The following is a 9969-nucleotide window of genomic DNA, read 5'->3' on the forward strand; positions in this document are numbered from 1 at the left end:
GGAATTGGGGATCGTGCCTCCATCAGGCTGGACTGTCGTCCGGTTGGGCAGTCGCACACCGCGGGAGGTCGAGCGGGTCGCTGAGTGGGGGCATCGGGGGTTCCTTTGGTCACAGATTGAATTATGGTCGTAATAGTACGATCATAATGCTATGCTGCACAAGTACGCCAACGAAAGGGATCTGCTCATGGCCAGATACGCGCCGGAGCGCAAGGACGCGACGCGACGCCGAATGATCGAAACCGCCGGGGTTCGATTCAAGCGCGACGGCTTTGACGGGGCGGGCATCTCCGCGCTGGTAGCCGACGCGGGGCTGACCAACGGCGCCTTCTACGGGCACTTCGCATCGAAGGATGAGCTGATCGCCACCGTCGTCTCCGAGCAGCTCGCCGTTCAGGTCGCGCGGGTCGAAGCCCTGCCACCCGGCCTCGCCTCGGTGGAGACCTTCGTCCGCGAATACCTCTCCCCAGAGCACCGCGACGACCCCGGAAACGGCTGCCCCTCGGCAGCTTTGCTCGACGAGATCACCCGCCAAGACCATTCGGCCCGGCAGGCCTACACCGACGGTGCACGGGCGCTCATCGACGCGATCGCGCGGCACCTCACTGTCGGTGATGATGTGGACGCCCGGGACCGCGCGATCGGGCTCTTCACACTCCTGGTCTCGTCGCTCCAACTCGCCCGTGCCGTCACCGATCCGGAGCTGTCCGATCAGATCCTCTCTTCCGCGTACCAGAACGCGACGCGGATCGTCGACATCACCACCCCCAAGTCCATCAAGCGCACGCAGGAGACCAAATGAAAGCCTTCACCGTCAACCGCTACGGTCCCGACGCACTTCACCTGAGCGACATACCGGTCCCCTCCGTCGGCGCACACGACGTACTCGTCGAGGTCCGGGCGGCCAGCATCAACCCACTGGACAAGATGGTCCGCAACGGAGAGTTCAAGCAGCTCCTGAAGTACCAGCGACCCTTTGTCCTGGGTCACGACGTCGCCGGCGTCATCACCCAGGTCGGTGCCGGCGTACGCGACTTCAAGGTGGGTGACGAGGTGTACTCCCGGCCGCGCGACCTGCGGATCGGGACCTTCGCCGAGTTCATCGCCATCGATGCCGACGACGTGGCTCTGAAGCCACGTTCCCTGTCGTTCGAGGAAGCCGGCGCCGTCCCCCTCGTGGCGCTGACCGCCTGGCAATCCCTCGTTGACGTCGCTCGGGTGAAACCCGGCCAGAAGGTCCTCGTCCACGCCGGCGCGGGCGGGCTCGGGTCAACCGTCATCCAGGTGGCCAAGCACCTCGGCGCCTACGTCGCCACCACCGCACGCACCAACGACGAGGACAAGGTGCGCGAGCTCGGCGCCGACGAAGTCATCGACTTCACGAAGCAGGACTTCGCCGACGTCCTGGGCGGGTACGACGTCGTACTCGACTCCCTCGGCGGCCCCAATTTGGAGAAGTCGCTGACCGTACTCAAGCCCGGCGGACTTGCCATCGGCGTCGTCGGCCCACCCGACCCAGCCTTTGCCAAGCAACTCGGTCAACCGATGCTCGTGCCGGTCATGGCGCTCCTCGGCCGCAAAGTCCGCAAGCAGGCCCAGAAACTCCGAGTCCACTACAGGTTCTTCTTCATGCGCGCGAGCGGCGCACAACTGAAGACCCTCGCCGCCCTGTACGACGACGGCACCCTGCGTCCCGTGCTGGATCGGGCCTTCGACTTCAACCAGACCCTCGAAGCGATGGCGTATGTCGAACAGGGCAAGGCCAACGGAAAGATCGTGGTGACGCGATGAGCACCACCAGCAACGAACCTGTCATCACGTCGTACGCCGAGGCGCCGACCCGCGCCATCACGGCCGGCGGCGCGACCTACGCCTACCGTGAACTCGGACCGAGGGGCGGTATCCCGGTCGTCTTCTTCGTGCACCTCGCCGCAACCTTGGACAACTGGGACCCCCGAATCGTCGACCCCATCGCCCAGAACCGCCACGTCATCACCTTCGACCAGCGCGGCGTCGGCGCGTCGACCGGAAAGGTGCCCGCCACCCTCGAGGAAGCGGCCGATCACGCCTACGAATTCATCACCGCACTGGGGTTCGAGAAGATCGACGTCTTCTCCTTCTCGATGGGCGGCTTCATCGCGCAGGACCTGATCGTCAAGCATCCCGACCTGGTCCGCAAGCTGGTGCTGACCGGGACCGGACCGCGTGGCGGCACAGACATCGACAAGGTCGTCGCCGTCACCTACTGGGACATCGTCCGCGCGACTCTGACTCGGTCGGACCCGAAGGAGTTCCTCTTCTTCAACCGCGACACGATCGGCAAGCGCGCCGCGAAGGCGTTCGTGCAGCGGCTCGCGGAGCGCATCGTCGACCGGGACAAGCCGATCAGCATCACGGCCTTCCGAACCCAGCTGAAAGCGATCCAGAAGTTCGGCCGTTCCGCCCCTTCGGACCTCTCGACGTTCACCCAGCCGACCCTGATCGCCAACGGGGACAACGACCGCATGGTGCCCTCCGTCCTCTCCGAGGAGCTGCACGGCCGCATCAAGGGCAGCGGACTGATCATCTACCCCGACTCCGGGCACGGCGGAATCTTCCAATTCCACGAGGATTTCGCCCCGATCGCCACCGAATTCCTCGCCGACTGATCCGGACCTCCCGGCCGGCCGATCGGCGCGAGGGCATCGACGAAGACCTCGCCGGTGGGATCGACGAGAGCCGCGATACGGCCCAATCATCGGCTTGACGGGCGACGAACGCGGTCACCCGCAGCCCGCCGCGAAAGCCCGGGGCTAGACACCCGACCCACACGGTGGAACACTCCTAACTATGTTAGGTACACCGAAGCGCGATAGGTTGACCGAACGGCGTGAGCTCACGCAACGGGAGATCCTCGACGCCGCGTGGGCGGTGGCCCGCGAGAAAGGGCTCGCCCAGATCACACTTCGCGAGGTCGCCGACCGGGTGGGCATGCGCGCACCGTCGCTGTACTCGCACTTCGACTCAAAAAACGCCATCTACGACGCCATGTTCGGTCAGGCCTGGTCCGAGGCTCTCGCCGTCTTCGACGAGGCACGCAGGCATGCGCCGGCCGACGTGCGCTCAGCGGTGCGCTTCATGGCACACACTTTCTTCGACTTCGCCGTCAGCGACCTCCCCCGCCATCAACTGATGAACGTGCGAATGGTTCCCGACTTCGAACCCAGCCCGCAGTCCTATGCGCCCGCCATCGCGGTGTTGGACATAGCGCGCCAGGTGTTCGCCCGCCACGGCATCACGGCCGAGGAAGACCTCGACCTCTACACCGCACTCGTCGGCGGGTTGGTCGACGCGCAGCACGCCAACGACCCCGGCGGAAACCGCTGGGGTCGCCTGATCGATCGCGCCGCCGACATGTTCGTCGACAACCTCGACCTCCCCACGGAAGGAACCCCCACCCAGCCCACCAAGGAGTAGCCATGACTCTGCAATCCCACCAACACAACGACAAGAAGCACGCGCGTCGTCCGCAACTCAACCGAGAAGTGGCCGCACAGCTTGCCAGTACCGAGTTCGCCCGCGTGGCCGACCTGCTCGACCGGCTCACTCCCGATCAGTGGACCACCCAGACCGAGTGCCCCGGCTGGGACGTGCGGGCCATGGCCGGCCATATGCTGGGGATGATCCAGCTCCTGGCCTCCCTCCCCGAACTTGCCGGACAACAGTTCACCGCCCGGCGGCGGATCGCCCGCAACGGCGGACTCCTGGTCGACGCACTGACCGGGCTACAGGTCGAAAATAATGCTGCCCTGTCGACCAGCGAACTCGTCGACACCGTGCGGACACTCTCACCCAAAGCCGCCCGGAATCGGCGTCGCGCCCCGGGCATCGTCCGCAATCACCCCCTCGATGACGAGGAATTCGGCTGGTGGACCTACGGCTACCTGTTCGACGTCATCCTCACCCGCGACCCGTTCATGCACCGGATCGACATCTCCCGTGCCATCGGCGTGCCCATGACGGCCACCGCCGAGCATGAGGGCGTCATTGTCAACGATGTCGTCGCCGAGTGGGCGCAACGTCATGACCGACCGTTCACCCTCGAACTCACCGGCCCCGCCGGAGGACGCTGGATCGAGGGCGATGGCGAGTCACTTGTCTTGGACCCGTTCGAGTTCTGTCGCATCCTCGCCGGTCGGGCACCCGGCGCCGGACTCCTCGCGACCCGGGTGCCGTTCTAACCGAGATTCGACGACTGACCGGATACCCGAATACGCGACGGGCCGGTGGGGGAAGATGATGCGGCGCTTCACTCACCCGAAAACCAATACAAGACAGGAGCGCGATGTCGGCGGGGACCTTTCGGCGCGGCCTGACGCCGTCGGCGCTGGCCGTCGTGATGATCGCCTTCGCCGTCCAGGGATTCGGCTATGCGGCGGTCGTCTCGGCTCTGCCGACGTTCAAGCAACGCATCGGACTGTCCGAGACGATGCTGTCGGGAATCCTGCTGGCCGTCTGCGTCGCCGCCGCGGGCGGCTCGGTCCTGGCCGACGTCATCGCCGTCCGGTGGGGCAGCCGCTGGGCGATCGCGGCCGGATTCCTGATGCAGACGGTGGCGCTGTGCGTCGCCGTGAACACCACCACGCTGGTACTGTTCACCGCCGCCGTGTTTGTCTATGGTGTCGGCCTGGGCACCGTCGATGCGTCGGCCAACATGGCCGGCGCACTCGCCGAGGCACGATCGTCGCAACCGGTGTTCGGCCGGCTGTACGCCGCGTACACGGTCGCGGCCATCCTCGGCGCCCTCGCGACCGCAGGCACTGCCTCAACGCCACTGTCCCGGACGACGCCGGTGGCGGCCGCGGCAGTGTTCGCCGCCACCGCGGCAATGCTCGTCGTGCGCTACGGCGACCACTACCGCAGTCAGCGCCCCACCTCGTCGGCATCAGCCGCCGAGCGCCGCCTGCCTCGTAGCGGAATCTGGCTGGTCGGGGGGCTCGTCTTCGCCGCCTTCGTCGTCGACTCCGCAGTGTCGGCGTGGAGCACGCTGTACCTGCAGGATGGGCTGCACTCCGGTCCCTCGATCGCTCCGTTGGCGTATGCGGGATACCTGGGCGTCGTCTTGCTCGGGCGGCTGGTCGCGGACCCGCTGGTCGCGCGGTGGGGACGCACGTCGACGGGCCTCATCGGGGTGCTCGTCGCGCTCGCCGGGTGCCTGCTCGTGGTCGCGGCGCACCTCCCCGGCCCAGCGGTCGTCGGCTTCGCGCTCGCGGGGGCCGCCGCAGGCCTCTTGGTGCCGGTGGCCTTTAGTTGGGCCGGCGAACTCCTGCCCGCCCGGAGCGACGAAGTCATCGCCCGGGTCAATCTTTTCAACTACGGCGGCGCACTCGTCGGCGCGGTCGCCCTGGGCGCCCTGGCCGGCAACGCCCCGGCCCTCGGGTTCGGGTTTGCGCTGCCCGCCGTCGCACTGCTTCTCGCACTGCCGTTGCTGCGCGCGCACGGGTAAGCGCTACCTGCATCCTCGCCGGGACCCATTGTTGCCCAGGTCACAGCCGACAGGCAGAATTGCAGGTATCCCCTGCACGAAGGACCACCATGGGCAACGGCGCCGTCTCACCTACGGGGGTTCGTCGCGCCTACGAGGCCTTCCTGTCCGGACTCGTTCCATCGGAGGATTCGGTGCGCTCACTGGTCCGCGAATCGTGGGTCCGGTCCCGGGAACGAGGAGTCGACCCCGAGGGGGTGCGACCGCAAGGCGAGGAGGTCGGCGAGGACGACTTCCGCGCCTACCGCTCCGCGCACCGACTGTCGTCGGTACGCCCGCTGATCAAGTCGCTGCTGCTCGACGACCTCGGCGACGCCGAGGCCCTGGTCGCCGTCGGCGATGCCCGCGGCCGATTGCTCTGGGTCGACGGCGACCGGTCGGCGCGCCGCAAAGCGACCGGCATCAACTTCGTCGAAGGGGCGGTGTGGAGCGAGAAGGCGGTCGGGACCAACGCGCCCGGCCTGGCGCTCGCCATCAACCGCGGGGTCCAGATCGTCGGTCCGGAACACTTCGCCGGCCCGGTCCAGCCCTGGAGTTGCTCGGCGGCCCCGATCCACGATCCGCACACCGGCGGACTACTCGGCTTCCTCGACATCACCGGCGGCGAGGCGGTGACCACGCCGTTCACCCTCACCACAGTCCGTTCGGTGGTCGCGGCCATCGAGCGGGAACTGGCGGCGACGTCAGTCGACCTCGCACCAACGAGTCGGTCCTGCCCGCGGCTGGAAGTGCTCGAGGATGGGCCCCGCTGGGTCGGTACCGACGGCAACCATCGCCCCCTCTCACCCCGGCATGCCGAAATCCTGCTGCTGCTCGCGACACACCCGCAGGGCCTGTCCACCGACCAGCTCGCCATCATGCTCGCCGACGACGCGTTGGGCGCGGTCACCGTCCGCGCCGAGATCTCCCGGCTGCGCCGCGCGCTCGGGGAAGTCGTCGAGTCACGGCCCTACCGGCTGACGCTCGCGATCGAGTCCGACGTCGAGCTGGCGCGCCGGCGGGTGGAGAAGGGCGAAGTCATCGCCGCAATCGGAATGCTCGGCCGGGGCGGCCTGCTCGCCGAATCATTCGCCCCCGGCGTCACTGCGCTGTTCGACGAGCTCCTCGTCGACCTGCGTTCCCGGATGATCGCCGCCGGCGACGTGGCCGCCCTGGAGGCATGGGTGGCCTCCCCGTTGGGCCGCGACGACCTCACCGCCTGGGCGCAACTCGCGCAAACCCTGCCGCCCGGACATCCGGGCCGGGGTCGCGCGGCCGGTCGTGCCCGGTTGTTGGACCGGCGACTGCGCCGCTGACCGACCGTGGTTGCAACGTGATTGCAACCACACGCCCCCTACTCTGTGATTCACCTCACGAGAGCCTGCAAAGGAGCGAGAAACATGACTGTTTACGCCAAGCCCGGTACCGATGGATCGGTGATGAGCTTTGAGTCGCGTTATGACAACTGGATCGGGGGCAAATGGGTACCCCCGGTGAAGGGCCAGTACTTCGAGAACCCGTCACCCGTCGACGGCCGAACCTTCTGCGAGGTCGCCCGCTCGACCGCCGAGGACATCGACGTCGCACTCGACGCCGCCCACGCCGCGGCCCCCGCCTGGGGCAAGACGTCGGTCGCTGAGCGTTCGGTGCTGCTGAACAAGATCGCCGACCGGATGGAGGCGAATCTCGAGAAGATCGCCGTCGCCGAGACGTGGGACAACGGCAAGGCGGTGCGCGAGACTCTCGCCGCCGACATCCCGTTGGCGATCGACCACTTCCGCTACTTCGCCGGCGTGATCCGCGCCCAGGAGGGCGGGATCTCCGAGATCGACCAGGACACCGTCGCCTACCACTTCCACGAGCCACTCGGCGTCGTCGGCCAGATCATCCCGTGGAACTTCCCCATCCTGATGGCCGTCTGGAAGCTGGCTCCCGCGCTGGCCGCCGGCAATGCCATCGTCATGAAGCCGGCCGAGCAGACTCCCGCGTCGATCCTGTACCTGATGAGCATCATCGGCGACCTGCTGCCCGACGGCGTGCTCAACGTCGTCAACGGCTTCGGAGTGGAAGCGGGCAAGCCGCTCGCATCGAGCAACCGGATCAAGAAGATCGCCTTCACCGGTGAGACGACGACCGGTCGCCTCATCATGCAGTACGCGTCGGAGAACCTGATTCCGGTGACCCTGGAACTGGGCGGCAAGAGCCCCAACATCTTCTTCGACGATGTGATGAGCGCCGACGACGGCTTCCTCGACCGCGCACTGGAAGGCTTCGCAATGTTCGCCCTCAACCAGGGCGAGGTTTGCACCTGCCCGAGCCGGGCGCTGGTGCAGCGGGGCATCTACGACGAATTCACCGAGCGGGCCGTGGCCCGCGTCGCGGCGATCAAGCAGGGCAACCCGCTCGACACCACCACGATGATGGGCGCGCAGGCCTCCAGCGATCAGCACGAGAAGATCAAGTCATACCTGGCGATCGGCAAGGAGGAGGGTGCCAAGGTGCTGACCGGCGGTGAGCCCCTCGACCTCGGCGGCGACCTGTCGGGCGGCTTCTACATCCAGCCGACCGTCTTCGCGGGCACCAACAACATGCGGATCTTCCAGGAAGAGATCTTCGGCCCGGTGCTCGCCCTGACCTCGTTCACCGACTACGACGAGGCCATCTCGATCGCCAACAACACGCTGTACGGCCTCGGTTCGGGCGTGTGGAGCCGCAACGGCGCCGTCGCCTACCGGGCGGGACGCGACATCCAGGCTGGCCGGGTGTGGACCAACACCTACCACGACTACCCGGCGCACGCGGCTTTCGGCGGCTATAAGCAGTCGGGTATCGGGCGCGAGAACCACCTGATGATGCTCGAGCACTACCAGCAGACCAAGAACCTGCTGGTCGGCTATGCACAGTCCGCCAAGGGCTTCTTCTAGTCATGTCCACCTCAACCACCCCGGAGCGCGTGGTTGCCACGGACTCCGCCGTGGAGCTCCTGACCAAGTTGTCGGAGCTCCACGGCGGTCTCATGATCCATCAGTCCGGTGGATGCTGCGACGGCTCGGCACCGATGTGCTATCCGGTCGGGGAGTACCGGATCGGGCAACGCGACGTTCTCCTCGGCGAAATCGTGCTGCCCGCACCGCTGCCGGTTGTGTTCGTCTGGATCGGCGGTGACCAGTTCGAGCTGTGGAAGCACACCCAGCTGATCCTGGACGTCGTGCCCGGCCGCGGTGCCGGCTTCTCGTTGGAGGCGCCCGAGGGGGTCCGCTTCCTTTCTCGTTCGCGTGTCTTCTCCGACGAGGAGAATGCGGTACTGGCCGCGTCGCCGCCGCTCACCGGCGCCAAGGTGAACGGCGCTTAAAGGTTGGCGCCGTGGGCGTTCAGGATCGTGATCGCCTTGGGGCCGACGCCGTGCAGCGCGAGTAGCTCGTCTGCGGTGTGGCCGGCGAGGTCGGACCATCCGGTGATGCCGACCCCCGCCAGCGCCGCCGTAGCGGGCCGTCCGATGGGCGGTAGCTGCGCACCGACCACCTGGACACGGTGCGCAATCAGATCCCGCAGCAGGTCGGCCGGCACGGGATCGCCCAGCGGGAACTGGATCGATCCCTTACCGCGCCGGTAGCCGGTCAACCGTTCGGCGAAGTCGTCGAGCGGGTCACCGGTCGGATAGACGCCGATATGTTTGGCGAAGCCGCCGTAGTGGATGAGTGGCCGACCGTGCAGCTTGTAGGTCAGCAGACCGTATCCGACCCCTTCGTGCGCGGTTGGCGCCAGTTCCGTCGTCCATCGCCGCAGCTGCTGCAAGCGGTCGAGGGTCTGGTTATCAAACTGTGCCAAGTACTGGTCGGCGGTCATCGTCACCCGCTCAGGATAGTTGCGCCCGACCCCTCCGCGGTCCACAGATTCGAGTACCCGACTACTCGCATACCTACTCGCCCTCGGCCCTAGTCTTCAAGGGGTCCCACCCCCGAGCATCGGACTCCATGGTGCGTTGTGCAGCCGACCCGCGACCCTGGTCCGAACTACGTGCGGGGAGGGCGATCCGTCGGGGAGTCGCCACCCCAATCGAAGCGCAACGTCCCCGACCCTAAGTGGGGGCCGGGGACGTTGTTGCTTGTCCTACATGCCGAGACCGGGGATGAGGCTTGCGCCGGTCTGGTTGAGATACACCATGTTCGCGACCAGGGCGACAATGGTGACGAGGCTGAGCACGATCGCCGACAGCATCACCGTGACCCGACGGTGAACGCGGTAGGTCGGCGTGACCACGATGCTGTGCTTTCCCGTGTGCCGAACAGACATGGTGTGCCCTTCCTCGAGTCGGTGACGTTCTGCCTCAAGGCTGACACGCACCCCTGACATCTGGGAATGGGCTAAAGCATGCTCGGACCGACCTCCCAGGTGGTTCCCAGGTTGGGGTCCTGACTAACCTGCAGCAACCCTGGCTTCATTGAAGAACCCGACAGGCATTTCAT

11 protein-coding genes are annotated in these 9969 nt (G+C 66.7%); 9 read left to right on the forward strand and 2 right to left on the reverse strand.

Features of this window, described 5'->3' with window-relative positions:
- Positions 1 to 151 precede the first annotated feature (151 nt).
- The 9 genes from B4M62_RS14290 (at position 152) to B4M62_RS14330 (ending at position 8855) form a co-directional block, all read left to right on the forward strand.
- The gene (locus B4M62_RS14290; RefSeq protein ID WP_290714216.1) at positions 152 to 802 is read left to right on the forward strand and encodes a TetR/AcrR family transcriptional regulator; all 651 of its coding nucleotides are present in this window, start codon (positions 152 to 154) and stop codon (positions 800 to 802) included.
- Positions 799 to 1791 carry an NADP-dependent oxidoreductase gene (locus tag B4M62_RS14295; RefSeq protein WP_290714217.1) on the forward strand — a complete coding sequence of 331 codons (993 nt, stop codon included), beginning with the start codon at positions 799 to 801 and terminating at the stop codon, positions 1789 to 1791. The genes B4M62_RS14290 and B4M62_RS14295 overlap by 4 nt, the downstream gene beginning before the upstream one ends.
- On the forward strand, positions 1788 to 2648 hold the full coding sequence (locus B4M62_RS14300; protein ID WP_290714218.1) for an alpha/beta fold hydrolase: 861 nt from the start codon (positions 1788 to 1790) through the stop codon (positions 2646 to 2648). The genes B4M62_RS14295 and B4M62_RS14300 overlap by 4 nt, the downstream gene beginning before the upstream one ends.
- 208 nt (positions 2649 to 2856) lie before the next feature.
- Positions 2857 to 3456 carry a TetR/AcrR family transcriptional regulator gene (locus tag B4M62_RS14305; RefSeq protein ID WP_290714219.1) on the forward strand — a complete coding sequence of 200 codons (600 nt, stop codon included), beginning with the start codon at positions 2857 to 2859 and terminating at the stop codon, positions 3454 to 3456.
- Positions 3457 to 3458: 2 nt separating this feature from the next.
- Positions 3459 to 4220, forward strand: a complete 762-nt coding sequence (locus B4M62_RS14310) for a maleylpyruvate isomerase family mycothiol-dependent enzyme (RefSeq protein ID WP_290714220.1) — start codon at positions 3459 to 3461, stop codon at positions 4218 to 4220.
- A 104-nt stretch (positions 4221 to 4324) separates the two neighbouring features.
- Complete coding sequence (locus tag B4M62_RS14315) at positions 4325 to 5485, forward strand: MFS transporter (RefSeq protein ID WP_290714221.1); 1161 nt, start codon at positions 4325 to 4327, stop codon at positions 5483 to 5485.
- 89 nt (positions 5486 to 5574) lie between these two features.
- Positions 5575 to 6819: a transcriptional regulator gene (locus tag B4M62_RS14320; protein ID WP_290714222.1), complete on the forward strand. Its 1245-nt coding sequence runs from the start codon at positions 5575 to 5577 to the stop codon at positions 6817 to 6819.
- Positions 6820 to 6903: 84 nt separating this feature from the next.
- Positions 6904 to 8427, forward strand: a complete 1524-nt coding sequence (locus tag B4M62_RS14325) for an aldehyde dehydrogenase family protein (protein WP_290714223.1) — start codon at positions 6904 to 6906, stop codon at positions 8425 to 8427.
- 2 nt (positions 8428 to 8429) lie between these two features.
- The gene (locus B4M62_RS14330) at positions 8430 to 8855 is read left to right on the forward strand and encodes a DUF779 domain-containing protein (RefSeq protein WP_290714224.1); all 426 of its coding nucleotides are present in this window, start codon (positions 8430 to 8432) and stop codon (positions 8853 to 8855) included.
- On the opposite strand, the gene B4M62_RS14335 is transcribed toward B4M62_RS14330, so the two are convergent.
- Positions 8852 to 9349, reverse strand: coding sequence for an iron chaperone (locus tag B4M62_RS14335; protein WP_290714234.1), 498 nt, complete (start codon positions 9347 to 9349; stop codon positions 8852 to 8854). The two genes, B4M62_RS14330 and B4M62_RS14335, sit on opposite strands and share 4 nt — an antisense overlap.
- A gap of 264 nt (positions 9350 to 9613) precedes the next feature.
- Positions 9614 to 9796, reverse strand: a complete 183-nt coding sequence (locus B4M62_RS14340) for a hypothetical protein (RefSeq protein ID WP_290714225.1) — start codon at positions 9794 to 9796, stop codon at positions 9614 to 9616.
- Positions 9797 to 9969: the final 173 nt, after the last annotated feature.

It is taken from the genome of Gordonia sp. UBA5067 (assembly GCF_002414845.1).
Classification (GTDB): domain Bacteria; phylum Actinomycetota; class Actinomycetes; order Mycobacteriales; family Mycobacteriaceae; genus Gordonia; species Gordonia defluvii.

Excerpts from the sequence above, each read along its gene's own strand:
- B4M62_RS14290 (WP_290714216.1), top strand. The coding sequence starts at position 152 with ATGCTGCACAAGTACGCCAACGAAAGGGATCTGCTCATGGCCAGATAC.
- B4M62_RS14295 (WP_290714217.1), top strand. The coding sequence starts at position 799 with ATGAAAGCCTTCACCGTCAACCGCTACGGTCCCGACGCACTTCACCTG.
- B4M62_RS14300 (WP_290714218.1), top strand. The coding sequence starts at position 1,788 with ATGAGCACCACCAGCAACGAACCTGTCATCACGTCGTACGCCGAGGCG.
- B4M62_RS14310 (WP_290714220.1), top strand. The coding sequence starts at position 3,459 with ATGACTCTGCAATCCCACCAACACAACGACAAGAAGCACGCGCGTCGT.
- B4M62_RS14315 (WP_290714221.1), top strand. The coding sequence starts at position 4,325 with ATGTCGGCGGGGACCTTTCGGCGCGGCCTGACGCCGTCGGCGCTGGCC.
- B4M62_RS14320 (WP_290714222.1), top strand. The coding sequence starts at position 5,575 with ATGGGCAACGGCGCCGTCTCACCTACGGGGGTTCGTCGCGCCTACGAG.
- B4M62_RS14325 (WP_290714223.1), top strand. The coding sequence starts at position 6,904 with ATGACTGTTTACGCCAAGCCCGGTACCGATGGATCGGTGATGAGCTTT.
- B4M62_RS14330 (WP_290714224.1), top strand. The coding sequence starts at position 8,430 with ATGTCCACCTCAACCACCCCGGAGCGCGTGGTTGCCACGGACTCCGCC.
- B4M62_RS14335 (WP_290714234.1), bottom strand. The coding sequence starts at position 9,349 with ATGACCGCCGACCAGTACTTGGCACAGTTTGATAACCAGACCCTCGAC.
- B4M62_RS14340 (WP_290714225.1), bottom strand. The coding sequence starts at position 9,796 with ATGTCTGTTCGGCACACGGGAAAGCACAGCATCGTGGTCACGCCGACC.